Below are 24,291 nucleotides of genomic sequence, written 5' to 3'. Positions count from 1 at the left end.
GGGCAATCCTTCCACAGGCTTTCCAGCCGGTAGAAGCGCCGCTCCTCCTCGTGCATCACGTGAATCACGAAATCGCCGAAATCAAGCAGCACCCAGCGGCCTTCCTGCAGGCCTTCGCGCGAGCGCGGCTGAAGATGGCCGCCCTTGGTGTACAGGTCCTTTTCGATTTCCTCAGCGACGGCGAGCACCTGACGTTCGTTGGACGCGGTGACAATCATCATCACGTCGGTGATGGCAATCGGCCCGGTCACGTCGAAGGCGACGATATCTGTGCCCTTCATGCGATCGGCCGCGGCTGCGGCGATGCGGACGGCGTCGATGGAACTTTGCAATGCGGTCATATCAGCGCTCCCAAGCGGGCTTCCAGCCCTCGATATTGTGTTGTGTGTTCTCGGAGTATACCATCGTGTCGTCGGGCACGTCGTGACGGACTACCGACCCGGCGCCGGTGGTGACACCATCGCCGACCTCGACCGGCGCGACGAACATGTTGCCGGCACCCACATGGACGTTGGAGCCGATCTTCGTGCGGTTCTTGTGCACCCCGTCGTAGTTCGCGGTAATCGTGCCGCCGCCGATGTTGGTGTGCTCGCCCAGCTGGGCGTCACCGATGTAGCTCAGATGCGGCACCTTGGTACCGTTGCCGATATGGGCTTTCTTCATTTCGACGAACGCGCCGGCCTTGGTTTCTTCACCCAGCTCATTGCCCGGACGCATGTAGGTCCATGGGCCGATATTCGCCGCCCGCCCAACATGCGATTCCTGGACACGGGAACGTTCCACATGCGCTTCGGCGTCGATTCGCGCGTCGATGAGCGTGGTGTACGGGCCGACGACCGCGCCTTCGCCGATGGTGGTCGTTCCTTGCAGGAAGCTGCCTGGGAGAATCTGCGCGTCACGTTCGATGCGCACGTCGTCGTCAATCCAGGTGGTGGACGGGTCAAGGATGGTCACGCCCTGGCGCATCCAGTATTCGCAGACGCGGCGGTTGTGGGCGGCGGCGAGCGCGGCCAGCTGCACGCGGTCGTTGACGCCTTCGACGCTCAAGGGGTCGGGGGCGGCCCACGCCCCCACCCGGCCTGTGTGGCGGGCGGTTTCGAGGGCATCGGTCAAGTAGAATTCGCCTTGCGCGTTCTTGGAGTCAAGCCCGGCGATTGCGGCGGCGAGAACCTTCGCGTCGAACACGTATACGGAGGTGTTGACCTCACGCACGGCCAATTCGCTGCTGTTGGCGTCCTTCTGCTCGACGATGCGCAGCACGCTGCCGTCGCTGTCGCGGATGATGCGGCCGTACCCGGTCGGGTCGTCGAGCACGGTGGTCAGCACGGTCGCGTCGTTGCCGCTTGTGCGATGGTAGTCAAGCAATCCGGACAAGGTCTTGGTATCGAGCAGCGGCATGTCGGAGGCCGCGATGAGCACAGTGCCGTCGGCCTTGCCTTCGGCGGCGAGCTGATTCATTGCGCACTGGACTGCACGACCGGTGCCGGGCAGATCGTCCTGGTTGACGATTTCGACAGATTCGTTGTAGGAGCGTGCCGCCTCGGCGACGCGATCGGCCTGGTAATGGACGACAACGGCGAGGGTTTCCGGATCAAGACCTGCGACGGATGCCATGACCCGCTCAAGGAAGGTCTTGCCCGCGAGCGTGTGCAGCACCTTCGGCGTGGCGGAACGCATCCGGGTGCCTTCCCCTGCGGCAAGAATGATTGCGGCTGACAATGTCATACGATGAAATCTCCAATTCTTCGTAACGGCGCTGCGCCGGACGGCCATGCGTGAGGCGTCTGACGGCGGCACGCCATGCTTCGAGGATTGTAACCGTCGGGGGCGGACATGGGGCGGCAACACAAGCTGTCATTCCCACTCGACTGATGTCAGAGTCAAATGTCGGAAGCGGTGCCGGTTGGGCTTCGGCCGACGCTGAAGCGCCGGTCAGCGTCGGACAACCACGTTGACCGATGCCCCACAAACTGGTTACGCTGACAGTGCTCTCAGCGTAGACAGTTTGTAGGGAGTATGGGAGGGTGACGGTTAAAGCAAAACGCACGGGGCCGTTGGACCTCGTGCGTTCGTGATGCCGTTGCCGGACCCGGACTCGCGGGCCCGGCCGGCGCGGGTTCCGTGTTTCGCGCGCGGAACCGTTTCGGGTTCCCCCACCTGGACTCGAACCAAGACAAAGGGTTCCAAAGACCCGTGTGCTGCCATTACACCATGGGGGATCGGCGGTTTTCACCGCCAAGTTGCTATTATGCCATACTCTGGCGTTTCGTCAATCCGTCCGCGCGTCTTTCAGCGCTGTCGGACCGACAAAACCGCAGAATTCAAGCGAACAGGAAGCCTTGCCCGTGATGCACCGGATAGGTGTCGAAGAGCTCTGCGACCGAGCCGTCCTCGAACACCGCCTTGATAGCGCTGGCAAGCAGCGGCGCGATGGACAGGACTGTCAGGCCGTCCCAGCGCTTCTCCTCCGGAATCGGCACGGTATCGGTGAGCACGACCTCGCGTGCACCGCAGTTCTTGAGCCGTTCGACCGCAGGACCGGACAGCACGCCGTGGGTGGCCACAACAGTCACGGACTTCGCGCCCGCGTCGCGCAGCACATGGCATGCACCGGCGATGGTGCCGGCGGTGTCGATCAAATCGTCGACGAGCACGCAATCCTTGCCTTCGACTTCGCCGACCACACGGTTGGAGACGACCTGGTTCGGGCGGGTGATGTCGCGGGTCTTGTGGATGAAGGCGAGCGGGCCGCCGCCAAGGCGCTGCGCCCACTGCTCCGCCACACGGATACGGCCTGCGTCCGGGGAAACCACGGCGACGTTGTCAAGCTGGTTGGCGAACCGGTCACGAATGTAATCGACCAGGACCGGCATGGCGATCAGATGATCCACCGGGCCGTCGAAGAAGCCCTGGGACTGGGCCGCATGCAGGTCGACACTCATGATGCGGTCGGCGCCGGCGGTCTTGAGCAAATCGAACATGAGACGGCAGGAGATGGGCTCGCGGCCGCGATGCTTTTTGTCCTGACGCGAGTAGCCCAGCAGCGGGCACACCGCGGTGATGGAGCGGGCGGATGCGCGCTTGAGCGCATCAATCATGATGAGCTGCTCCATGATGGACTTGTTCACGGGGTTGCAGTGGCTCTGCAGCACAAACACGTCGGCGCCACGAACCGATTCGGTGTAGCGCACATACATCTCGCCGTTCGCGAAATCGTATGCCGTAGTTTCCAGCACGTCGATGCCAAGTTGCTTGGCAACATCCTGCGCCAGCCTGGGGTGCGCCCGGCCGGTGACGAGAATGAGGTTTTTATCAGGCTTTCCTTCGAGGATTGCGCTCACCGTGTCTCCAAACGTTGTTCGCTGAAGTGGACGTATTTCATAGTAGCCATCCGCATTGACCGGCTCAGGCGGACACGTGCGTGTCCTTGGCGCCGCCGCCGGCAATCCCGCGATACAGGCCGTGCTTGCCGATATACTGCACGACGCCGTCAGGCACCAAGTACCACACCGGCTCGCCGTGGGCCGCCCGCCGCCGCACGTCGGTCGACGAAATCGCCAATGCCGGGATCTCCAAGGTGTCCACATGACCTTCGCTAAGCAGCTGTGAGGACGGGCTCGTATACCCCGGCCGCGTGACCGCGACGAATTGCGCGAGGTCCCACATCTTGTCGGCGTCCTTCCAACGCATAATCTCCGCGACCGCGTCCGCTCCGGTGATGAAGAACAATTCGGCGTCGGGATGCTGTGCGTGGATGTCGCGCAGCGTGTCGATGGTGTAGGTGATCCCCGGACGGTCGATATCGACACGGGAAACCGTGAACTTGGGGTTCGAGGCGGTGGCGATAACAGTCATGAGGTACCGGTCCTCGGCGTTGGTGACATGCCTGTCCAATTTGAACACCGGGCGTCCGGTCGGCACGAAAATCACCTCGTCGAGGTCGTATACCCATGCGACTTCGGAGGCGGCAACCAAATGCCCGTTGTGGATGGGATCGAAGGTGCCGCCCATGATGCCGATACGCGGCCGGCTATGCCAATTGCCACGCGCGGACCTGCGCGAGGATGATCCGGGCGTGTCGATTTGCGGGCGTTGCAGCAGGTCCGACATACGCCGGCCCGCATCGGACTGGCCGGGCGCAGGCATGCTCGTCCCGGATACGCTACCGGTCATGCCTTGTCTCCGTGGTGCTCGCCGTGATGACCCGCATGTTGCTGACCGGCCTGTTCAGACTTCCCGGAACGATCGGCATGCTCGGCACGTTCGGCGATTTGACGCTGCTGCTTATCGGCGTCCTCAGTCTGTTCTTCGATTTGTTCGGCGGTCGGATCGGGCTCCTTGGGATCGATCTTGCCCATATCCTCGTCCCATTCCTGCTGGACGACCCGCCGGATCTCCGCGAAGGTAGGCAGCAGGAAATCAGGCTGATACAGGCGCCGGATCTCCGCCACCCGTTCGGTGATGCGAATCAGTGTATCCGTCATCCCGTCGATATCGCCATCGCGCTCCATCGCGGCGTACTTGCGGATATGGTCCTCCATGACGCGCATATGTTCGGCGACCTGCGCCTGCTGCTGCTCGTCGAGATCGACCACGTCGGGCGCATCATTCTCCGGCCACCCGATGAGCACCGCATCCGCGTATTCCAACGACGCCCGCTGGGCGGCGGTGGCGATACCGTCCTCGATCTGCACGAGGAACACATACCTCACGGTACTCAACCGTTCCGCCGCAACCCGCAGGGCGAGCTTAGGGTCATCCAAATCGATGCCGCGGTCGCGCGCCAATGCTTCATTCACTGCCACTTGTGTCACCTTCGTTTCCTTCACGGTTCCTGCGAACCGCCCCTGATGCCGTCATACCGGGATGCCGGGATGTATCGCCGACGCGCCTTTCGGTGCGGCGCCGCGAATTACCGGCGTACTTGCCCAGTGCCGTAGCCAATCCACTTGGTGGTGGTCATCTCCTGCAAGCCCATCGGGCCGCGCGCGTGCATCTTCTGCGTGGAAATGCCAAGTTCGGCGCCGAAACCGAAGACGCCGCCGTCGGTGAACCTCGTGGAGGCGTTGACCATGACCACCGCGGAATCCACGAGCCGGGTGAACCGCTCAATCGCGGAATAATCCTCGGCGATAATCGATTCGGTGTGCCCGGTCGAATGCATGTTGATATGCCCGATCGCCTCGTCCAGCGAATCGACGACCTTGACGCCCATCTTCAGCGCGAGATATTCGGTGTCCCAATCCTGTTCGTCCGCCTGTTCGAGGTCGATGCCCTCGATGCCGGCGGCGTCGATGATGCCGTAAGCGCGCTCGTCGGCGCGCAGCACCACATTCGCCTCGGCGAGCGCCTGCGCGGCAAGAGGCAGGAACGCTTCGGCGACATCGCGGTGCACGAGCAGCTTCTCCGCCGCATTGCAGACCCCGACGCGCTGGGTTTTCGCGTTGAGGATGATGGGGATGGCCTTGTTGAGATCTCCGGAACGGTCGACGTAGATGTGGACGTTGCCGGCGCCGGTTTCGATGACCGGGACCTTGGAGTTGCGTACGACGGCCTGGATGAGGCCGGCCCCGCCACGCGGGATGAGCACGTCGATATGGCCGCGCGCCTCCATCATCGCGGTCGCGCCCTGGCGGCCGTAGGCGTCGACCGTGGCAACAAGCGCCTGGTCGAACCCGTGTTCGGCGATGGTCTCGCGGATGACGCGCAATGTGGCCGCATTGGTGCGTTCGGCCGCATGGCCGCCGCGCAGGATGGCCGCGTTGCCCGATTTGAGACACAGCGAAGCGACATCGACCGTCACATTGGGCCGGGCCTCATAAATCATACCTATGACGCCAATGGGCACACGCACCTGGTTGAGGCGCAGCCCGTTGGGCAGGTTGTACCCGCGCACGACTTGCCCGACCGGATCGGGCAGCGTGGCCACATGGCGGACGCCTTGCGCGCTGGCGGCGATGCGGTCCACGTCGAAACGCAGGCGGTCGAGTTTCCCTTCATCCATGCCGGATTCGAAGGCTTCCTGCATGTCCTGTTGATTGGCGGCGGCGATGTCGTCGGCATGCGCGTCGAGGGCGTCGGCGATGGCGAGCAGCAGCTCGTTCTTCGCTTCGGTGTTCGCCTGTTCGAGTGCACGCTGGGCCTGGGCGGCAGCGTCCGCCATCATGCATACGGCGCTGAAGACCTGCGCGTCGACGCGCCCGGCCTGACCGTTGTCTTCTTGGTTCGTCATAGCCAAAACAGTAGCGCACACCGCGGGCATCGTGCTGATTTCGCTCACACGGCGGGTCAATTGTTTCAAAGGATGACTGCGGCAGGCCGACACGGCGTCCTTACGGCGCCGACGAGGGTGTCCATATCGGGGAACGGCAGCGCCCCATGCCCATGGCTCCCGGTAGAATACCGCCCATAAGATCCACTTAACTTTGCAAGGATGATTCGTGATCACGTTCCATAGCACCCGCAGCACCACCGATTCACTCACTTCCAAGCAGGCCATCCGCAAGGGCATCGCCGATGACGGCGGCCTGTTCGTCACCGACGCGCTCGGCGACACGCAGATCGACGTCGCGTCCCTTGCCGGCAAGTCCTATCAGCAAATCGCCCGGGAGGTGCTGGGCGCGCTGCTGCCGGATTTCACCGATGACGAGCTGACGCAATGCGTGCGCGACGCCTACGGCGAACAATGGTCGGATCCAGCGATCACACCGCTCAAGCCCTTGGGTGACGATTACATCCTCGAGCTGTTCAACGGCCCGACGTCCGCGTTCAAGGACGTCGCCTTGCAGATCCTCCCCCGTTTTATGGCGCATACCGCCCCGACCGGCGATCCGAACGAGAAGATCATGATCCTCACGGCCACCTCGGGCGACACCGGCAAGGCCGCGCTGGCAGGGTTCGCCGACGTGCCGGGCACGGGCATCACCGTGTTCTACCCGGAAGGCAAGGTCAGCCAGGTCCAGCAGCTGCAGATGACCACGCAGGCGGGCGCGAACGTGAACGTGTGCGCGGTGCGCGGTAATTTCGACGACGCGCAGAGCGCCGTCAAGCGCATTTTCGGCGACCATGAGCTCGCCAAGCGCATCGACGACCAGGCGAATGTGGTGCTTTCCTCGGCCAACTCCATCAACGTGGGCCGTCTGGTGCCGCAGGTCGTCTACTACTTCTCCGCGTATGCGCAACTGCTCGAACGTCAGGTCATCAACGCGGGCGACGAAGTCGAGTTCTGCGTGCCGACCGGCAACTTCGGCGACATCCTCGCCGGCTATTACGCGAAGATGCTCGGCTTGCCGGTCAAGCATCTGGTCGTCGCCAGCGACAAGAACAACGTGCTTTTCGACTTCCTGACCTCCGGCACCTACAACCGCAAGCGCCCGTTCTTCCAGACGATCAGCCCCTCGATGGACATCCTGATTTCCTCGAACCTCGAACGCATGCTGTATTACATGTCCGACAAGGACACGCGCCTCATCCAGATGCTCATGAACGATCTGAACCAGTGGGGCGCCTACGAGGTGCCGGCCGAGCTGCTGGCAAAGATCAGGCAGTTGTTCGGTTGTGGCTGGGCCGACGAGGATCAGGTGCGCGAGATGATCGCCGACTGCTGGCAGAAGAACCATTACGTGATCGATCCGCATACGGCCTGCGGCTATTACGTGATGCAGCAGATGCCGCGCGACCCGCTCACCCCGCGCGTGCTGCTGAGCACGGCGAGCCCGTACAAGTTCCCGCGCGTGGTCAACGAGGCGCTGGGCTGGGATGCGTCCGGCTCCGACTTCGATTGCATGGACGTGCTCGCCGAGCACAGCGGGACCACCGCCCCGAAGGCACTGCGCGGCCTTGAGCACGCGGATGTCCGGTTCACGGACGTCGTCGACATCGACGGCATGCCCGCCTACGTGGAACAGGCGGCGGACCGGCTGTAACACGGTCACGAATATGACGGCCCGGGTGCTTTACGCTCCGGGCCGTCGTTTTTTCGCCGCAAGAACGGGCGAGGAGCACATCGTCGGCGCCGCCGGCATGGACTATGCCCTCCCCCTGCGGTCTTCGAGCATGTGCACGAACATATCGACGGTCGCGGGGTCGTGATGGTCGAAGAAGAGGCTGGTCTTCGTGTCGAGCGCGGCGATGGCGTTCATCTCCTGTTCGCCCAGCCGGAAGTCAAAGACCCCGAGAATCCGCGTGACTAGCCGAGGCGCTGTTGTTCGATGTCGGCGTAGATTTCGGCGAGCATCTGTTCGAGTTCCTGCATGGAGATATCCGCGCGCTGGGCGGCGGCGCACGCTTCCTCCAGGTTTTCCCGTGTTTTGGTCAACAGGCGGCGGCGCAGCACTTCGCCGCTGCGCAACGCAACGAACGTGCCCCTGCCCTGCTCATTGCGCACGATGCCCTCGTCGGCGAGTTCATCGTAGGCGCGAGCGACGGTGAGGACGGACACCCCGAGTTCGGCGGCCAACCGGCGCAACGACGGCAGGGCCTGTCCTTCGGTGAGCTCGCCCGAATACACCGCCGACCTGATCTGGGTTTTCAACTGCTCGTATTTCGGCTTGTCTGAATCATCGGATACCGAGAATTTCATGCCGTTCCCTATCATGTGCGTCGTCGGCTCGCGGTGGTGTACGCATACGCACACGCAATCGGTGATATACACACCACCGCAAACTGTTCTACTGTTCTAATAATCAGCATATCACTTAGCGAGGCGGCACAGAACAGCCGACAGTCAGGCACGCAGGCTTCACTCTACAGGCGCACCGGCGCGTCATTGAAATCGAACATAATGCCGTCCGCTTCATCGCAGATGGTCGGCCAGTCCGCATCGGATGAGTCATCATGCATTGCCCATGCCCGCATACCGGCGGCCTTCGCGGAGCGGATCCCAATCAGAATATCCTCGAACACCGTGCAGTCCTGCGGGGCGACGCCCAAGAGCTGTGCCGCTTTGAGATACACATCCGGCTCCTCCTTGCCGGCATCCCCCACTTCGTCCACGCTGCACACGACATCGAAATACTCGTCCAGCCCGGTATGCCGCATCGCGGCGACACGCATGCTCGGCAACAACGTCGTGGCGACCGCGAGTTTAGCCCCGCTTTGCCGCAGATACGCGAGATATTGCAAGGCGTGGGGTTTGGCCTCAACGAGGGTCGCATACGCGTGCGTTGCCATCTCGGTCCACTCGTTCATAAGATCTTCCGGCGTGTCGTCCAAATCGAACCGTTTGATTGTGTATTCGGCGATCTGCCGAAACTGCATCGAGGACACGGTCGTCATGTAGTCGTCCGGCACCTCGATGCCGCGTTTGCCGAGGAAATCGATATCAACTTGATCCCACACACCCATGGAATCAAGCAACGTCCCGTCGAGGTCGAAAATCGCCGCCTTGCCGCTGTTGGCACCCATTTGAGGCTCCTTTCGTCGATCCCGCCGCCGCATTACGGCGGGATATACCGTTATTGCTACTCTACACTCGCCGCGAGCAATTCCCGGGCATGGTCGAGTGAAGTTCCCGATTCGCTGCCGGAAAGCATGCGTGCGATCTCCCGTACGCGGTCTTCCCCGTCCACGCGGGTCACGGTGGTGGTGACCCCGGCGGCGCCCGGCTCGTCAGGGGTGTCCGAGGCCGTCGGCCCTTTGCTCACCACGTACTGCTCCTGCGCCCACGAGGCGACCTGCGCCAGATGCGTGACAACGAGGACCTGCGAGGATCGCGCGAGTTTGGCAAGCCGCCGCCCGAGTTCCGCCGCGGCCTTGCCGCCTACCCCAGCGTCAACCTCGTCGAAGATGAAGGTCATATCGGCTGCTTCGCCACGCCTCTCCGCAATCGTGAGCTCGAGGGCGAGCATCAGACGGCTCAGTTCGCCGCCTGAAGCGCTTGAGCCCATCGGCAGAGGTTCGGAACCAGGGAACGGGGTGAACGCGAACATGATGTCGTCCATGCCATGGGCGTCGAGCACCTCGGCAACATCGGCACCGGCACCAGCACCAGCGTCGGCACCGGCACCAGCACCAGCGTCGGCGGCACGCGGAACGACCCGGACCTCAAGCCGGGACCCGCTCATCGCCAGTTCACCGAGCTCGGCGGTAACACGCTCACCCAGCTCGCCCGCGGCTTTCACCCTGGCGGCACTCAGCTCGCGCGCAGCGTCCAATGCCTTGGCAGCCAGACGCTCCCGGTCGGCACGCAATTGTTCAAGTTTTTCCGGGCTGGCATCGAGATCCTCCACCTCGAACGCGGCCTTGTCCCGCCACGCGATCACGTCGGCGAGCCCCGGCCCCCAGCGCCGTGTCAACTCCCCCAGATCATGGATACGCGTGTTGATGGCGTCAAGATCGCCTTCATCGTCGTCGTCATCGGTCTGGCGTGACAATGTGAACACCACGTCCGACAAATCGGCCTCAATCGAATCAAGCCGCTGAGCGAGCTTTTCGTAGGTATCGTCGCCGTCGACACGGATGGCACGCAGGCTCTGCGCGGCATGCCTGACCAGATCGGTCGCCCCATTCGAATCGCCGTCCGAGTCCAGTTGCGAAGCGTCCAATGCGGCAATCGCCCCGTTGACACCCTGTTGAATAGATGCGGCGTTCTCGATGCGCGAACGTTTGGCCTTGAGATCCTCGTCCTCCCCTGGTTGGGGGTCTACCTGGTTGATCCGTTCGATGGATTCGCGCAGATAATCGGCACGCTGCCGGGCATCCGCCTGCTGGTGTTCGAGCGCATCCAACCGGTCGTCCATCGCCTTGAGCTCGTTCCACGCCTTGCCGTAGGCCTCCAACAGCGCAGCATCGCCGGCGTAGGCGTCAAGCACCTCACGCTGGCGGGAGGCAGAGGCGATACGCAGTTGGTCCGCCTGCCCGTGGATTGTCACCAGATGCTCCGACACATGCTGCAGCACAGAACGCGGCACGGTATGCCCCGAAAGCACCGAGCGCGACCTGCCGGCCACCGGCACCGTGCGTGACAGGTACAGCTCGCCCTCGTCCGCGGCGGCATCGACGCCCGCGTCTTTGGCCTGGATGACGGCCGGATTGTCTTTGGCGACCGCGAATACGCCTTGCGCCCATGCCTCCTGGACTCCCGGGCCGACACGTCTCGACTGGGCGGGGCCACCGGAAATCAGGCGAATCGCGCTCAGCAGCATGGATTTGCCGGCACCCGTCTCACCGGTGATGGCGGTCATACCCCTCGCCGGTGCGATGCGCGCGTGGTGAATCGGCCCCAGATCGCGTATCTCAAGTTCCTCAAGCATCAGCGGGCATCCTCCCCTGCCGTGTCTTCTCCGGTCGTATGGTGTGTCTGCCGGGTGCGGCTATGCTCACGCCAACCAACCACCGGAAGGTCGAATTTCGTGACCAAACGTTGGGTGAACGGCACGCCGGACAGCCGCGCGAGCCTCAAACGGCTCTTCGATTCGCGCACCTCGACGCGCGTGCCTTTGGGCAAGGCTCGCTGACGACGCCCGTCGCAGCAAATCCAGCCATCCGACGTCGAATTGTCAAGAATGGTCATGGTGAACGACGAGCCGACCCCGATGATCAAAGGCCTTGCGAACAAGGCGTGCGCGGCGAGCGGAACCAGCTGCAAGGCCTCGACATTCGGCCAGATGATTGGCCCGCCAGCGGAGAACGCATAGGCCGTGGAACCAGTCGGCGTGGAGACGATGACGCCATCGCAGCCGAACGAGCTCATCTCCACGTCATCGACACGGATGGACAGCTCAACCATCTTGCCGCGATCGGAACGTTCAAGCGTGATATCGTTGAGCGCCCAATCGCTCAGTGGCTTGTCCGCCCCAGGAAGCCACACATCGACATGAGCGATCATGCGTTCGTCGATGGAATAGTCATGGGCGGCGACACGCTGAATCGCGTCGCTCATCTGGAAGCTTTCGAATTCCGCGAGGAAGCCGACATGCCCGAGGTTCACGCCGAGAATCGGCACTTTCGTGCAATGTACGAGTTCCGCGGCGCGCAGTATGGTCCCGTCGCCACCAAGGACGACGACGATTTCGGTGTCGTCGTCGATATGGGCGGTCGATTCCGCGAATCCCGGGGCTTCGACATTGTCTATAATCGAAACCTCGAACCCAGCGCCACGCAATTGGTCCACTGCCTCGGAAACTACAGTGCCGCTTTGACGCAACCTGGTATGCGTCACGACAACAGCACGCCGTTGCAAAGCCATACGCCGCCCTTTCAACCTCGAACACGGGTCCGCCACCGGTGGGCGCGCCCGTCCTACTGCTCCATCCTAGCTGAACTTCATCTAGAATAGCGGCTGAGCCCATGTATCGGCACGCGTAAGGAGCGCAGAAAATGTCGAACCTCGTCCTTGACGAGTCTTCCATGAACCGCGAAGCCTCGCGCGGCTACAGCTGGTGGTTCTCCGGCGACGCGTTCGAACGTCAGGCTGCGCAGGACCGCCGTCCGCCGCGCCGTAACCTCTCGGCGAAACTGTGGTCGCACCCCGGTCGGCTGACCATCCTGTACTTCTTCGCGCTGATCGCGCTGGCCACGGTTCTGCTGGAACTGCCCATCAGCGCCCATAACCGCAAGGTGACCGATCCTGTGGTCGCGTTCTTCACCGCGGTTTCAGCCGCTTCGACATGCGGCATCCAAGTGGTCAACACCACCACCCACTGGTCGCTATTCGGACAGGCGGTCATTCTGCTGGCGGTCCAGTTCGGCGGCCTCGGCGTCATGACCTTCGCGTCCCTGATTGCTTTGGCGGTCAACAAGCATATCAAGGCATCGCAGCGCATGCTCACCGCCACGGAACTCGGCGCGACCAAGCTGAGCGAGACAAAAGGCGTGCTCAACGCGGTCCTCGTGACCACCCTGCTCATCGAGGTCATCACCTTCCTTGCCTTGTTCCCCGGACTGTTGCACGTCAATCACGGCAATGTGCGGCACGCCTTGTGGGAGGCGCTGTTCTTCGCGGTGATCTCATACAACAACGCCGGTTTCACGCCCGATGGCGCGGGTTTGCATGTCAACAGCTGGGGTGTCGGCTTGCCGGTGCTGCTCAGCGCGTTCTGCGGCACGCTCGGCTTCCCAGTGCTGCTCAACCTCATGCGCGCCGCGCGCAAGCACACGCCGCCGAAACGCTGGACCCTGCACACCAAAATCACGCTGATCGGCACCTTCTGCATGGTGGCGGTCTCGCTGCTATGGTTCCGGTGCGTCGAGTGGAACAACCACACCCTGTTCTCGCACGCAGACCTGCAAACACGGCTGCGATACGCGCTCACCGCGGCGGTCATGCCCCGCACCTCCGGGTTCGACCCCTCGTGGGTGCCGGATGTGAGCGATCCGACGAAAGTGTTCATGAGCGCGGTTATGTTCATCGGCGGCGGCAGCACCTCCACCGCCGGCGGCATCCGTGTGACGACCTTCGCCGTGGTATTGCTCGTATGTCGGGCGGCGTTCCGCGGCAAGCGCGATGTCACTGTCTTCCACAAGCGCATCAACGAGCGCACGACGATGACCGCGGTGAGCATCATGACCACATGCCTGACACTGGTGTTCACGGTGTCGCTGGCATTGATGGTGGTGTCCGGCTGCTCGTTGAGCAATGCCCTGTTCGACACCTGCTCGGCCTTCGGACTGGGTGGATACACGGTCGGCGTCGCCGACCAGAGCGACCCGGCGGCGTTGCTGCTGCTCGCCATGACGATGATCATCGGGCGGATCGGGCCGATGACCATCGCGTATGCGATCAACCGGCCATCTGCGGCTCAGGCGGTGCGCTTCCCCGAAGAGCCGATTATCGTGGGCTGAATACCCATGCGGGTATACTGTCGGGCAGTGTGGTGCAGCTGTGGAAGGCGACGGCTGACGAGTGAAAGCGTCGGATGTGCCGGCGCATCAGGAAGTGTCGTATGCGCCGGATGTGTCGGAAAGGGATGGATTGATGGCAGACAATAATCGAAGCGTTCTGGTGGTTGGGCTCGGCCGATTTGGCAGTTCGGTGGCTTCCACGCTTGACGAGCTTGGTCAGGACGTGCTGGCGGTGGACAAGGATCCGGTGCTGGTCAACCGCTGGTCGTCGACCATTCCGACGGTCCAGGCGGATATGACAGATGTGCTTGCGGTTGAACAGATTGATGCGGGTACGTTCGGCACCGCGGTTGTCGCCATCGGCGACAGCGTCGAGGCTTCCGTCATCGCCACCGGCAATCTGCTGGACGCCGGCATCACGGATCTGTGGGCGAAATCCGTATCCAAGGAGCATGCGCGTATCCTGCAACGCATCGGCGCACGCCATGTCATCAACGCGGAAATGGATGCGGGCAAACGCGTCGGACATCTGGTGTCCGGGGATTATCTGGATTACATCGAGCTTGAAGGACCGCATACGGTGGTGAAAATCCATACGCCCGCGCAGGTCGTCGGGTATTCGGTCGGTGACGCCCGCATTCATTCGCGCTACGGGGTCACGGTCGTCGCCGTCCAGTCCCCCGGCCAGGAACTCCAGTACGGTTCGAAAGATATCGTCATGCACCGCAATGACGAGCTGGTCATCATGGGCAAGCAGGACCAAATCGACCATTTCATGCGCGGTTGAGCGCGGACGCCACCGTCGTTCGCGGCAACTGCGGATTTGCCACCGTTCCCGGTGATTCGCTATACTCGTAGCTCATCATGTGACGTTCGGCCAGGGACGGCCTAAGTCACTGGGCACTGCCAGCGCCGGTGGGGATACCGGGACGCTGGCAACCTCACAGAAGGGCGAAGATGACCACGGAGAGCCGGCAACACCTGCAACTGCCCGCGATCGGGGACGAAACCACAGAACATTCCGCACATGGGCAGCACGGACAGCGTCCAGAACACGAATACGACCCGTTGTACACGACGATTATCCATACAATCAGGCGCGACGAGCCGCTCGTCATCCGGCAGGCAAGGGTGCTTGGATGTCTGCATGCACCGCAAATCGACGGCGGTACTCTGATCTGCGAGAACGCGCGCATTGTGTGCGACGGCAATCTGCATGTCTCGAAAATCAGCGGGTACGGCACCATTGTTGTACAAGGCGAGGCGGCCTGCTGCGAACTCAACTTCGTCGGCGACATCCGGTGCGCGGGACAAGTCACATGCTGCGGCGAAGCGAAAATGGCCGGCATACTGCAAGCGGAAGGCGGGCTGCTCGCATCCGGCTTGGCCATGACCGGGGTGATGAACGCCCCACATCTTGTGGCGAACAACTCGGTCATGATCGACACACTGGGCGACGGACTGTGGGCGCATCGGACGCTGCGCCGCCGTGACCCGCACAGCACGATTCGCAGAATCGAAGCGCACCAAGTCGAAGCCCGCAGACTGCGCTGCGACCAGATCAGCGCCGAATGCATCATGCTCGAAGACTCCAGCGATGTGCGTACGGTACCGCTCGAAGCCCATCTGTCAGTCGATGAAGATTCCCGCATCCGCTTCTTCGAACGCCGCGACGGGTATGTGCTTCCCGCAGGGCGGGCGATGTCCAGTGGCACGACACCGGTTCACTGCGCGGCGCGAACTTGCCCGGTACGCAGATAAAGCAGATATTCCACGTTGCCGAAGGTCCCTTCAATCGGTGAGACCGCCGTGCCGCATACGGTCATCGCGTGGTCTTGGGCGCATTCGCTGACATGGAGCAGGGCTTGTTCCCGTAGCTGCGGATCGTCGACGATGCCGTTTTTACCGAGATTGCCGCGCCCCACTTCAAATTGCGGTTTGACCAGGAGCACGACATGCGTGCCCGGCCGTGAAATCCTCGCAATCACGGGAATCACATAGGTCAGGGAGATGAACGACACGTCGGAGACGATCATATCAGGGCTCCAAGGCAGGTCGTCGCCTGTCACATCACGGATATTGACGCCGCTCATGTCCGTGACACGCGGGTCGGCCCCAATCCGTGGATCGAGCTGTCCGTGTCCGACATCGAGCGCGATAACCCGTGCGGCGCCGCGCCGCAGCAGCACTTGGGTGAATCCCCCGGTCGAAGCTCCGATATCCAGGCAAGACATGCCGATCGGCTCGGGAAGGCCGTGATCTTTAAAGGCTGCGAATGCACCGACCAGTTTGTAGGCGCCGCGTGACACGTAGTCGTCTCCGCGGTCGACGTCGATGGCATCGCTCGGCCTGACCGCGAACGACGGTTTGGTCTGCACCTTGCCGTTGACCGTGACGTGCCCGTCTTTGATCAATCGGCTGGATTTCGTGCGTGTGGGTGCCAAACCACGATCGACGATGGCGATATCAAGCCGGACGGGCGCTGCTGATGCGCTCATCGGCGTGCCGTCCCCTCATCCAAGGCATGCTGCAAACCGGTAAGCACACCGCCGAGCGCTTCGATACGTTGCGCGTCATCCATCTGCGGCCACCCACGCAACTGTGGGTACCGTGATTCGAGTGCCGGGGGCACGGTGTCGTCGGCAGCGTCAGAAACGCTGATGTCAGAAACGCCTGAGTCGGGAACGCCGGTATTGACAGCGCTGGTATCGGCAGGCTTAGTGTGCGCGACCGGTGCCCCGGCGTTGGCCGATGTCAGCCCGTCACCGGGGATTCGTAGGGTGTCCGCGTTCATGCCAATTCGAACCTCAAGTCTGAGGTGTCAACAGACAGGGAGGCATCCATGCCGGACCATGCGGCGCACAGGGCGGCACGCAACGCGTTGATATCATGCGGGCCGTCAATGCGCAATACGCCGCCATCGACGCGTGCGAGGGCGCCGGCGCACCGCCATGAGCCATCCGTCTGCTGTACCGGCTGGGGTATCGGCTCAAGCAGTCCTCGCAAATCGGCCGACACATACGTCGGGCGCAGGTGTTCGGGGGCGTGCAGCAGCTGTTGCGGGTCGGTCACCCCAGTCAACACGGCGAGCGAATCATAGCCGCCCCGGTTGCCGGCCTCGATATCGGTGTCAAGACGGTCGCCGATGGCGAGGCATTGCTCCCGTTCGACGGGCGTGGTGCCATCATGGGCGGCGAGCAGTCTGGCTTCATCGTACATTGCCGATTCCGGTTTACCTGCCGATGCGATCGGTTCGACGCCGGTGGCGTTAATAACCGCTTGAATCATTGAGCCACAGCCGGGAGCGACACCAAGTTCACGCGGAATGGTCAGATCGCGATTCGTCACGAAATATTGCGCACCCCGTTCAACGGCGTACGCGACCTGCGCCATCTCCTCCCAGTTCATCTGTGGGTACCAGCCTTGGATGACCGCGACCGGATGGTCTTCAGCGCGCCGGACGACTTGCAATCCTTGGGCTGCTACCTCCTGAGCCAGATGATCCGCGCCGAGCACCAGCACGGGCGAGCCTGCGGGAACATGGCGTGCGACCATACGCGAAGCGACCACCGACGAGGTGATCACCTGCCATGGTTCGACATCGAGCCCGAAACCGCGCAACTGGTCGGCCACAACGCGCTGGAAACGCGAGGAGTTGTTGGTCGTGTATTCGACGGTCATACCGACGTCCTGTGCGCGGCGGATGCTGTCCGCCGCGTGTTCCACAGGCAGTTTGCCGCGATACACGACCCCATCAAGGTCGAGCAGCGCGAGCCGATATGCTTCGGCGAGCGGCTTGTCGCTGCCGCCAAGCAGCTTGCTCATGCCTCTTCGCCGTCCGGATTGTCAATGGGTTCGTCGGCGGATTCGTCCGCGGATTCAGGCGCTTCGCCAGCCGTTTCGTCGTCGGAATCATCTGTGTCCGATGAGGCCGGCACAGCCGGTGTATCCGGTGTATCGGCGGCATCAGTCGCATCCGCAGAATCCGCAGCATCGGAGGACGCGCCTGTCTCGTCTGCATCTGCTTCATCGGATTCATCGGCAGACTCGGCAGACTCGGCATCGGATACCTCGTCTTCGGTCTGACCGTCATCGGCGGGCTGCACCGCGGCGGGCCCATCGGAGGCATCGGCCTGTGCGGCGTTCGCGTCGGCTTCGTCCTGCGTCTGCTGGGGTTCCTGGTCGGCTTGTGCGCCGTCCTCGGTCTCCTCGGCGGGCAGCTCGGTCTCGTCATCCTCGTTTTCGGGATCCTCGGGCGCATACTGGGCATCGTCCTCGCTGATACCCAGCTCTTCCATCAGATCTTCCGGCAGATGCTCCAAATCGTAGTCGATGACGATGTCATCGGCGGACTGCTCGTCCTCGTCCTCTTCAGCGTACTGGGCTTCAAGGCGATCAAGCACATCGTCAAGCTTCGCAGCCTCGTCGTCACGTCCGGCCTGTTCGAGGAAATACTGCTCGGCCTGGATGGCACGCATGCGGTACGCGCCCGGCAGACCCTGCGAACGCCCCAGCTTGTGGGCAATGTCAATGGCCTTGTCCCAAAGCTCCAGATCACCCAGCGCGCCGGCGTACACGAGGAACATCTCCGCCTTCGCTTCGCCGCTCAGTGCACGCGCCTCGTCAGACAACGCGATTTCGATGGCTTTCTTCGGATGGCCAACTCCACGCTCGCAATCCGCGATCAGCGGCAGGTAATCAAGATAGCCGTTCATACGATATGCGGTACGGAACTCGCGCAACGCCAGCTTGTACTTGCCTTGACGGTATGCGACGAAGGCCAGGGCCTCACGGGCGAAGTCCACGCGGGACGCCTGACGAGCTGCCCACTGGGCATGTTCCAGAGCGGCTTGCGGATCGTCCTGCTCAAGCGCGTATGCGGCGAGGATATGCAGGCCGACGTTCTCGGCATGTTCCTTGGACAGGCCGCGCAGACGCTCACGCTCATCGGAGGAGAGCATGGACCACGTCAGGCCCTTCGGCATCTTCGGCTCGCCAGGACGACGGTCCGTATACGGGTTCTGAGACGGGTAGGACACCGTGCCGTCCGAGTTGCGCCGCGGCTTGGACATATACTCCTCGCGCTTGCGCTCACGCCACTGCTGGCGCTCTTCACGGTTGAACTCGCGACGCTCCTCACCACCCTGCTTGGCGGCGTCATCATGGCGCTGGTCCCTGCGATCGTTGCGATCATTGCGATCGTCGTTGCGCCATGGACGGCGTTCACCTTTGCCGCCGCGATGATCGTCGAACGGACGGCGATCGTCATGACGATATCGCGGATTGCCGCCTTCCCGGCGTTCCTCGCCGTCACGGCGCGGGCGATCGTACCCGCCTTTGCGGTCGCCGCGATGGAAGCTCTTGTTGCCGTAGCCGCCACGCTTGCCGTAATCCTTGCGGTCGCCGCGATATCCGCGGTCGTCGCGACGCTGCCCGTCACGGTCGCGATACTCGCGCGGCTCACGGGAATCACCGTCACGACGGTCATCACGGCGGTCATCATGATGGAAATCCTTGCGGTAGCCATCTTTGTGGTAACCGCCCTTATGGAATCCGCCCTTGTGGAAGTCCTTACGGAACCCTCCACGATGCTCACCGTCACGACGTTCCCCGTCACGGTGGAAATCCTTACGATAACCGTCGCGGGAATATCCGCCACGACGCTCACCGTCGTTGCGACGTTCGCCATCGCGGTGTTCGCCGTCCTTGCGGAATCCGCCACGATGCTCGCCGTCACGGTGGAAATCCTTACGATAACCGTCGCGGCGCGGGCCCTTGTGGTATCCGTCACCGTCACGCTCGCCGCGCCCATGGCCGTACGACCGCCCATTTCCATTGCCGCGAGGCTTGAATCCCTTGCCGCCGCGGGATCCGGGACGACGGGATCCGAATGATTTGCCGTCTCCGCGCTTGCCGTTGCCGTGATGTTCTTCTGCCATACGTCTGCTTTCCGTGTTTCGTATGCACCGGTGTCATGAGGACGCCAATGCTCTGATGCTGTGTTGTTGTCTGCCGAAATTGTCGTTATCGGTTCTTCGCGGGTGATCGGGTTCACCCGTCCCTGTGCGTACCCGGCAGATGCCGGGACGGTGTCATTGCGCGCGCCGGACCGCGCCCAGAGCCTTCTTTCCTCGTCTGATCAGCGCGTAACCGCCCTCGAGGAAATCGTCCTCGGCGAGCAGCTGGTCCTGGTCTTCGACACGCTGGTTGTTGATGTAAACGCCACCGGATTTGATTGTTTTACGGGCTTCGGACACCGACTTGAACAGTCCGGCCTTGACACCTGCCTCAGCCACGCGGTCGCCTGCCGCGACCTGTGCGAAGGTCCGGCCGCCTTCACCATCGTCGACTTTCAGCCCCTCGATGGCGGCTTCCAGTGTGTCTTCGCCGATGGTCCGCAAATCGCCGCCACGGCCGAACAGTGCGGCCGCCGCGTCAATGGCCTGCCGGGTGGCTTCCTCACCGTGCACATAGCTGGTGACCTCCCACGCAAGCGTCTTCTGCGCTTCGCGGGCGCCAGGATTTGCTTCGACCTCGCCCGCAAGACGTTCGATCTCGTCCTTGGGCAGGAAGGTGAACACCTTGAGCAGTTTCACGACCTGGTCGTCGGGCTGGTTGAACCAGAACTGGTAGAACTTGTACGGGCTCAGCATGGTCGGGTCCAGCCACATGGCATTGCCCTCGGACTTGCCGAACTTCTTGCCCTGGGAATCCGTGATGATCGGGCTGGTCATCACGTTCACGGAGGTTCCCCGCACCTTGCGGATCAAGTCGAGGCCAGACGTGAGGTTGCCCCACTGGTCGGCGCCACCCGTCTCAAGCACCACACCGTATTCGTCGTACAGGTGCAGGAAGTCGTTGCCTTGCAACACCTGATAGCTGAATTCAGTGAAGGAGATGCCTTCTTCGGAGTTGAGACGACGGGCGACGGTCTCTTTGCTGAGCATGGTGCCGAGCCGGAAGTTCTTGCCGACATCGCGCAGGAAGTCAATGACCGACATGTTGGCGATCCAGTCGTAGTTGTTGACGAAACGCACGCCGTTGTCGCCTTCGGTATCAAGGAAACGCGAAATCTGCGTGCGCAAACGCTCAACCCACCCGGCGACAATCTCCTTGGGGTTGAGTGTACGCTCGCCGCTTTGCCGCGGGTCGCCGATCAGACCGGTGGCGCCGCCCACCAGAGCATAGGGCTGATGCCCGTCAGCCTGGAGGTGACGCATCACGATGAGCTGCACGAGATTGCCGATGTGGAGCGATGGCGCCGTCGGGTCGAAGCCGCAATAGTAAGAAATGGGATTCCCGTTGAGCACAGCCGCAAGCTGTTCCTTGTCGGTGGATTGGTTGATGAGTCCGCGCCATTCCAGCTCCTCCATAGGGGTGGAGAAGCCGGCATCCCTGTAATTCCTTACCTGGGCCATGATGCTCCCTCTGTTGTTGTCATGCAGTGCCGTGTGCTGTACCGGCACGTACCGCGACCCTGCCGCACAGACACACTCAATCTCATATATTGTGCCAGCTCATGCCGACAGCCGGGCATGGCCCGAGCCCGGCCGACACGCCTACTGCCACTCGGGATATTGCGACTGGTCAGAATATCGCGGCTGGTCGTCATCCGGCTGGATACCAGATGGCTGAGCGGTGAGCGACTGCGGCTCGAACGACTGCGGCTGGAACAGCTGCGGGGTGTCGGGAGCGGATCCGGTATCTTGGGACGAGACGCCGAACTGCAACGCGGACGACTGCTGGTCTGGGCTCGGCTGCGGGAAGAAGGTCTGTGGCTCGAACGTTTGGGGCTCGAACGTTTGGGGCTCGAACGTCTGCGGCTCCGGCGATTGCGGGGCAAACGACTGTGGTGTAAAGAATTGCGATTGTGACGATTGCGGGCCGAACGACTGCTGCTCGAGAGGCTGCGACCCGGACGATTGCGACCCAGCCGACTGCGGTTCAAACGACAACGGCTCGAACGTCTGCGGCTGATAGACGTTCTGCGACTGCTCCAGCATCGGTTCATCGGCCTGCGGCTGAGGCAGGAACTGCTGTTGCCCCGCATACTGTGGCTGTACCGGATATTGCGGCTGGAACATGCCGAACTGTGCCTGCGACAGATCCGGCGATGATGGCATCCCGGCACCGGCACCAGAGACGCGGGTGGCTGGGACGTTCACATCTGGGACGCTGGTGGCAGGGACATTGGGGGCGAATGTGACGTTCGTCGGCATCACCGGCATAGCTACGGCGCCCGTAGACATCGGCATGCTGGGCGCGGTCGCCTGCTGCTGCCACGCAAGCCTCGCCGTTCGCGCTGCTTGCCTCTTCTGGCGGAACATCTTCCACAGGCTCGAGATCAAGACAAAGAAAAAGGCGATCACGAAGCAGGCAGGACGGACCAAATCATGGGAATCTATCGATTTGACACCGTAGCCCATGCTCTGGGAGAACTCCTTTGCCAGGTCCTTGTTCGCGTTGTTGGCCATGGCGAAGAGGATGGAATACCGCTTGATATACACGCCGCCCCAATACCCTTGGTCGGAGAATTCAAGTCCGTTGGGCACACTCGTCAGCCCTGTCGCATCGGATTTCAGATCGTCGTTGAAACGGGACAGTGACTTTTTCGCGTCGATGGGGTCCAGGGCCTCGAGATAAATCACGGCGATTTCGTCATTATTCGGGACGGTGGCCAAACTGCACGAGTTGAAAGTGATTTCACCGGAGCGCAAACGCGATAAATCAGCACTGGAGAAGTCCGCAGCATTCGAGCACGAGTCACCCAAATCCTTGACCGTCATGCCGTGCTCCCGTGCAGCCTTCGAGAAGTCGTCCGGGCTTGTCCCGGTATCGACGCTGCAGCCGCCCAAGGGCAGAATCATGCCGCACAACAATGCGAAGACCAGAATGAACCGTCTGAACATGCAATCCGCGACGGCGCCACGTCTTGTACGCATAGCTGCGGTCCTTGGAACGAATCCTTCTGACGCGGCGGTTTCCTCGTCTCTCGCGGTTACAGAACCACCCATGGTTTCCCCGTTCTCTTACCGGATTCCAAAGTGTGCCCGACTGGTTCCCTTGGAAATTCCTTGCCTCACTGCTCTCCCAGTTTTCACCAAGCTATCATCATGCTTTGACAGATTCGCGTCGAATCACACACATCATCGTGTTCGATTTTGCATATTCACCGATTGTTGCCGTCGGCCGCATCGCCACCGTTGCGGTCAATCAGGTGTCGAACGGTTTCGATGAGTGAATCGTAGGTGCTGGATGTGGTGGAAGTCAGGCGCGGGAATGCATCAATCATGCGACGTTGCTGCGCGCTGAGCACACCCGTCGCCGCGTCGCGCAGCCGCGTAAACGTCTCCTGGGAGGATTCCGACCAGGCGTGCATTCGGCGCGTCAGCGTGGGCCCGTCCCACACGGGCAGACTCTCCCCCGCCCGCGAGGCATATTCATGAATCATGGCTTTGAGCTTGTCGAGATTCTCTTCGAAACCGGCCATACCGCGGACCGTCACGACAGTATCCCCCACGAGCACGGCAGCACAGACAGCGCATACCGCATGCAACACTGCAGACGGAATCGCCTGCGTCAGCGCCACGACCACAGGCTGAGCCACCTTGACGATGAGCACGCCCGCAGCGCCGAACACCACGGCCCCCAGCAGGCACACCCGTCCTTGGATGTTAAACCGGCGACGGCTGTAATCCCACCATCGCGCATGGAACAGTTGCTCCATGGCCCATGATGTCACGTATTCGAGCACGCTGGCACCACCAGCCGCCGCGAGGAACACGACCACCGGATTGGCGATGCCGCTGAGCAGCAAAACGGCCAGCACTGCCCCCACCCCGTATATCGGGCAGAGCGGACCGTTGAGGAAGCCTCGGTTCATCCAGCGGCGGCTCGCCGCGGACACCAGTATGGATTCGTAAGTCCACCCGGCGATGCTGTAGCCGATGAACCACAGGAACAGCCGTTCGAGTGTGCCGAGGATCATGCGCGAGACATCCGGGAGTGTCGGGGATGTCGGGCATACCGCTTGCGGCGCTTGAATCGCGTCGGCGACAAGGTCTCCCGAGTGGCGCTGATCTTATCCGCGAGTGACACGATGTACCCTTCGAGGTATTTTGGTGGAATCGGCGTCAACGGGAACATATGCCGCGCGATGCTATCACGTTCGACGCCGCCGAGTTGGAAGTCACGGGAAGCGTTGAGCAGCGCGGCCTGTCCATGGGTCAAACCGTGCAGACGATGCGTGCCGTTGTCCCACTCATGCCAGTCGTACAGGAAATAGTCGTGGAGCAGCGCGGAACGTACCAGGGCGCGTTGATCGACCCGGTTCCACAGACGCATCCGGTCCGCCAGCCAGATGCTGAGGCAGGCGACCCGGATGGAATGGGCGAAAGTCGTCACCGACCCATGCTGGTAACTGTTACGCTCGATGCGCATATGCTCATGCAGGATGATTTCCGCGCCCTGGCGCTCGACGATGCGCTGAATCTGGATTCGGTCGAGCAT

At 62.2% G+C, this 24,291-nt stretch carries 23 protein-coding genes and 1 tRNA gene; 5 read left to right on the top strand and 19 right to left on the bottom strand.

What is annotated here, in order from left to right:
• The 7 genes from rsfS to ACI38B_RS02955 all read right to left on the bottom strand — a co-directional run.
• Positions 1-341 (bottom strand): ribosome silencing factor (gene rsfS, locus ACI38B_RS02985; protein ID WP_439729470.1); only part of this gene is annotated, 341 nt, incomplete at its 3' end.
• A 1-nt stretch (position 342) separates the two neighbouring features.
• The gene (gene glmU / locus ACI38B_RS02980; RefSeq protein ID WP_439729469.1) at positions 343-1,725 is read right to left on the bottom strand and encodes a bifunctional UDP-N-acetylglucosamine diphosphorylase/glucosamine-1-phosphate N-acetyltransferase GlmU; all 1,383 of its coding nucleotides are present in this window, start codon (positions 1,723-1,725) and stop codon (positions 343-345) included.
• 423 nt (positions 1,726-2,148) lie between these two features.
• A tRNA-Gln gene (locus tag ACI38B_RS02975) sits at positions 2,149-2,219 on the bottom strand.
• Positions 2,220-2,321: 102 nt separating this feature from the next.
• Positions 2,322-3,341, bottom strand: a complete 1,020-nt coding sequence (locus ACI38B_RS02970) for a ribose-phosphate diphosphokinase (RefSeq protein ID WP_015451252.1) — start codon at positions 3,339-3,341, stop codon at positions 2,322-2,324.
• 64 nt (positions 3,342-3,405) lie between these two features.
• Positions 3,406-4,173, bottom strand: coding sequence for a nicotinate-nucleotide adenylyltransferase (nadD, locus tag ACI38B_RS02965; RefSeq protein WP_439729468.1), 768 nt, complete (start codon positions 4,171-4,173; stop codon positions 3,406-3,408).
• On the bottom strand, positions 4,170-4,814 hold the full coding sequence (locus ACI38B_RS02960) for a phosphoribosylglycinamide synthetase (RefSeq protein ID WP_439729467.1): 645 nt from the start codon (positions 4,812-4,814) through the stop codon (positions 4,170-4,172). The genes nadD and ACI38B_RS02960 overlap by 4 nt, the downstream gene beginning before the upstream one ends.
• Positions 4,815-4,912: 98 nt before the next feature.
• A complete protein-coding gene (locus ACI38B_RS02955; RefSeq protein ID WP_439729466.1) occupies positions 4,913-6,232 on the bottom strand; it encodes a glutamate-5-semialdehyde dehydrogenase in 1,320 nt (439 codons plus the stop codon).
• Positions 6,233-6,440: 208 nt separating this feature from the next.
• Between ACI38B_RS02955 and thrC the strand changes: the two genes are divergently transcribed.
• Positions 6,441-7,925 (top strand): threonine synthase, encoded by a 1,485-nt coding sequence (thrC, locus tag ACI38B_RS02950; RefSeq protein ID WP_439729465.1) that lies wholly within the window; start codon positions 6,441-6,443, stop codon positions 7,923-7,925.
• Between the two features lie 132 nt (positions 7,926-8,057).
• The gene (locus ACI38B_RS02945; RefSeq protein ID WP_439729464.1) at positions 8,058-8,192 is read left to right on the top strand and encodes a hypothetical protein; all 135 of its coding nucleotides are present in this window, start codon (positions 8,058-8,060) and stop codon (positions 8,190-8,192) included.
• On the opposite strand, the gene ACI38B_RS02940 is transcribed toward ACI38B_RS02945, so the two are convergent.
• The 4 genes from ACI38B_RS02940 to ACI38B_RS02925 form a co-directional block, all read right to left on the bottom strand.
• Entirely contained in the window at positions 8,189-8,581 is a 393-nt protein-coding gene (locus ACI38B_RS02940; RefSeq protein WP_015451257.1) for a GntR family transcriptional regulator, read from the bottom strand. The two genes, ACI38B_RS02945 and ACI38B_RS02940, sit on opposite strands and share 4 nt — an antisense overlap.
• A 164-nt stretch (positions 8,582-8,745) precedes the next feature.
• On the bottom strand, positions 8,746-9,405 hold the full coding sequence (locus ACI38B_RS02935; protein ID WP_439729463.1) for an HAD family hydrolase: 660 nt from the start codon (positions 9,403-9,405) through the stop codon (positions 8,746-8,748).
• A gap of 56 nt (positions 9,406-9,461) precedes the next feature.
• Positions 9,462-11,252 carry a DNA repair protein RecN gene (recN, locus tag ACI38B_RS02930; protein ID WP_439729462.1) on the bottom strand — a complete coding sequence of 597 codons (1,791 nt, stop codon included), beginning with the start codon at positions 11,250-11,252 and terminating at the stop codon, positions 9,462-9,464.
• Positions 11,252-12,187 carry an NAD kinase gene (locus tag ACI38B_RS02925; RefSeq protein ID WP_439729461.1) on the bottom strand — a complete coding sequence of 312 codons (936 nt, stop codon included), beginning with the start codon at positions 12,185-12,187 and terminating at the stop codon, positions 11,252-11,254. Before ACI38B_RS02925 ends, recN begins: the two co-directional genes overlap by 1 nt.
• Before the next feature lie 131 nt (positions 12,188-12,318).
• Between ACI38B_RS02925 and ACI38B_RS02920 the strand changes: the two genes are divergently transcribed.
• The 3 genes from ACI38B_RS02920 (at position 12,319) to ACI38B_RS02910 (ending at position 15,543) form a co-directional block, all read left to right on the top strand.
• Positions 12,319-13,782 (top strand): TrkH family potassium uptake protein, encoded by a 1,464-nt coding sequence (locus ACI38B_RS02920; protein ID WP_439729460.1) that lies wholly within the window; start codon positions 12,319-12,321, stop codon positions 13,780-13,782.
• Between the two features lie 133 nt (positions 13,783-13,915).
• Entirely contained in the window at positions 13,916-14,569 is a 654-nt protein-coding gene (locus ACI38B_RS02915) for a potassium channel family protein (protein ID WP_026650649.1), read from the top strand.
• 170 nt (positions 14,570-14,739) lie between these two features.
• On the top strand, positions 14,740-15,543 hold the full coding sequence (locus tag ACI38B_RS02910) for a hypothetical protein (RefSeq protein ID WP_439729459.1): 804 nt from the start codon (positions 14,740-14,742) through the stop codon (positions 15,541-15,543).
• On the opposite strand, the gene ACI38B_RS02905 is transcribed toward ACI38B_RS02910, so the two are convergent.
• From ACI38B_RS02905 to ACI38B_RS02870, 8 genes are all read right to left on the bottom strand, one after another.
• Complete coding sequence (locus ACI38B_RS02905) at positions 15,507-16,280, bottom strand: TlyA family RNA methyltransferase (protein ID WP_439729458.1); 774 nt, start codon at positions 16,278-16,280, stop codon at positions 15,507-15,509. The two genes, ACI38B_RS02910 and ACI38B_RS02905, sit on opposite strands and share 37 nt — an antisense overlap.
• Positions 16,277-16,576, bottom strand: a complete 300-nt coding sequence (locus tag ACI38B_RS02900) for a hypothetical protein (RefSeq protein WP_439729457.1) — start codon at positions 16,574-16,576, stop codon at positions 16,277-16,279. Before ACI38B_RS02900 ends, ACI38B_RS02905 begins: the two co-directional genes overlap by 4 nt.
• Positions 16,573-17,607 carry an HAD-IIA family hydrolase gene (locus tag ACI38B_RS02895; protein WP_439729456.1) on the bottom strand — a complete coding sequence of 345 codons (1,035 nt, stop codon included), beginning with the start codon at positions 17,605-17,607 and terminating at the stop codon, positions 16,573-16,575. The genes ACI38B_RS02900 and ACI38B_RS02895 overlap by 4 nt, the downstream gene beginning before the upstream one ends.
• Complete coding sequence (locus tag ACI38B_RS02890; protein WP_439729455.1) at positions 17,604-19,721, bottom strand: helicase; 2,118 nt, start codon at positions 19,719-19,721, stop codon at positions 17,604-17,606. The genes ACI38B_RS02895 and ACI38B_RS02890 overlap by 4 nt, the downstream gene beginning before the upstream one ends.
• A gap of 153 nt (positions 19,722-19,874) precedes the next feature.
• Entirely contained in the window at positions 19,875-21,200 is a 1,326-nt protein-coding gene (tyrS, locus tag ACI38B_RS02885) for a tyrosine--tRNA ligase (RefSeq protein ID WP_015451268.1), read from the bottom strand.
• A gap of 141 nt (positions 21,201-21,341) precedes the next feature.
• On the bottom strand, positions 21,342-22,724 hold the full coding sequence (locus tag ACI38B_RS02880; RefSeq protein WP_439729454.1) for a hypothetical protein: 1,383 nt from the start codon (positions 22,722-22,724) through the stop codon (positions 21,342-21,344).
• Between the two features lie 227 nt (positions 22,725-22,951).
• On the bottom strand, positions 22,952-23,770 hold the full coding sequence (locus ACI38B_RS02875; RefSeq protein ID WP_439729453.1) for a putative ABC transporter permease: 819 nt from the start codon (positions 23,768-23,770) through the stop codon (positions 22,952-22,954).
• Complete coding sequence (locus tag ACI38B_RS02870) at positions 23,767-24,291, bottom strand: HD domain-containing protein (RefSeq protein ID WP_439729452.1); 525 nt, start codon at positions 24,289-24,291, stop codon at positions 23,767-23,769. The genes ACI38B_RS02875 and ACI38B_RS02870 overlap by 4 nt, the downstream gene beginning before the upstream one ends.

This window comes from Bifidobacterium sp. (genome assembly GCF_051876855.1).
GTDB lineage: Bacteria > Actinomycetota > Actinomycetes > Actinomycetales > Bifidobacteriaceae > Bifidobacterium.
Note: the sequence above shows the minus strand (reverse complement) of the source record. Positions and strands in the feature narration are given on the sequence as shown.

Excerpts from the sequence above, each read along its gene's own strand:
- glmU (WP_439729469.1), bottom strand. The coding sequence starts at position 1,725 with ATGACATTGTCAGCCGCAATCATTCTTGCCGCAGGGGAAGGCACCCGG.
- nadD (WP_439729468.1), bottom strand. The coding sequence starts at position 4,173 with ATGACCGGTAGCGTATCCGGGACGAGCATGCCTGCGCCCGGCCAGTCC.
- ACI38B_RS02955 (WP_439729466.1), bottom strand. The coding sequence starts at position 6,232 with ATGACGAACCAAGAAGACAACGGTCAGGCCGGGCGCGTCGACGCGCAG.
- ACI38B_RS02940 (WP_015451257.1), bottom strand. The coding sequence starts at position 8,581 with ATGAAATTCTCGGTATCCGATGATTCAGACAAGCCGAAATACGAGCAG.
- ACI38B_RS02935 (WP_439729463.1), bottom strand. The coding sequence starts at position 9,405 with ATGGGTGCCAACAGCGGCAAGGCGGCGATTTTCGACCTCGACGGGACG.
- recN (WP_439729462.1), bottom strand. The coding sequence starts at position 11,252 with ATGCTTGAGGAACTTGAGATACGCGATCTGGGGCCGATTCACCACGCG.
- ACI38B_RS02925 (WP_439729461.1), bottom strand. The coding sequence starts at position 12,187 with ATGGCTTTGCAACGGCGTGCTGTTGTCGTGACGCATACCAGGTTGCGT.
- ACI38B_RS02920 (WP_439729460.1), top strand. The coding sequence starts at position 12,319 with ATGTCGAACCTCGTCCTTGACGAGTCTTCCATGAACCGCGAAGCCTCG.
- ACI38B_RS02915 (WP_026650649.1), top strand. The coding sequence starts at position 13,916 with ATGGCAGACAATAATCGAAGCGTTCTGGTGGTTGGGCTCGGCCGATTT.
- ACI38B_RS02910 (WP_439729459.1), top strand. The coding sequence starts at position 14,740 with ATGACCACGGAGAGCCGGCAACACCTGCAACTGCCCGCGATCGGGGAC.
- ACI38B_RS02905 (WP_439729458.1), bottom strand. The coding sequence starts at position 16,280 with ATGAGCGCATCAGCAGCGCCCGTCCGGCTTGATATCGCCATCGTCGAT.
- ACI38B_RS02900 (WP_439729457.1), bottom strand. The coding sequence starts at position 16,576 with ATGAACGCGGACACCCTACGAATCCCCGGTGACGGGCTGACATCGGCC.
- ACI38B_RS02895 (WP_439729456.1), bottom strand. The coding sequence starts at position 17,607 with ATGAGCAAGCTGCTTGGCGGCAGCGACAAGCCGCTCGCCGAAGCATAT.
- ACI38B_RS02890 (WP_439729455.1), bottom strand. The coding sequence starts at position 19,721 with ATGGCAGAAGAACATCACGGCAACGGCAAGCGCGGAGACGGCAAATCA.
- tyrS (WP_015451268.1), bottom strand. The coding sequence starts at position 21,200 with ATGGCCCAGGTAAGGAATTACAGGGATGCCGGCTTCTCCACCCCTATG.
- ACI38B_RS02880 (WP_439729454.1), bottom strand. The coding sequence starts at position 22,724 with ATGCGTACAAGACGTGGCGCCGTCGCGGATTGCATGTTCAGACGGTTC.
- ACI38B_RS02875 (WP_439729453.1), bottom strand. The coding sequence starts at position 23,770 with ATGATCCTCGGCACACTCGAACGGCTGTTCCTGTGGTTCATCGGCTAC.
- ACI38B_RS02870 (WP_439729452.1), bottom strand. The coding sequence starts at position 24,291 with ATGCTCGACCGAATCCAGATTCAGCGCATCGTCGAGCGCCAGGGCGCG.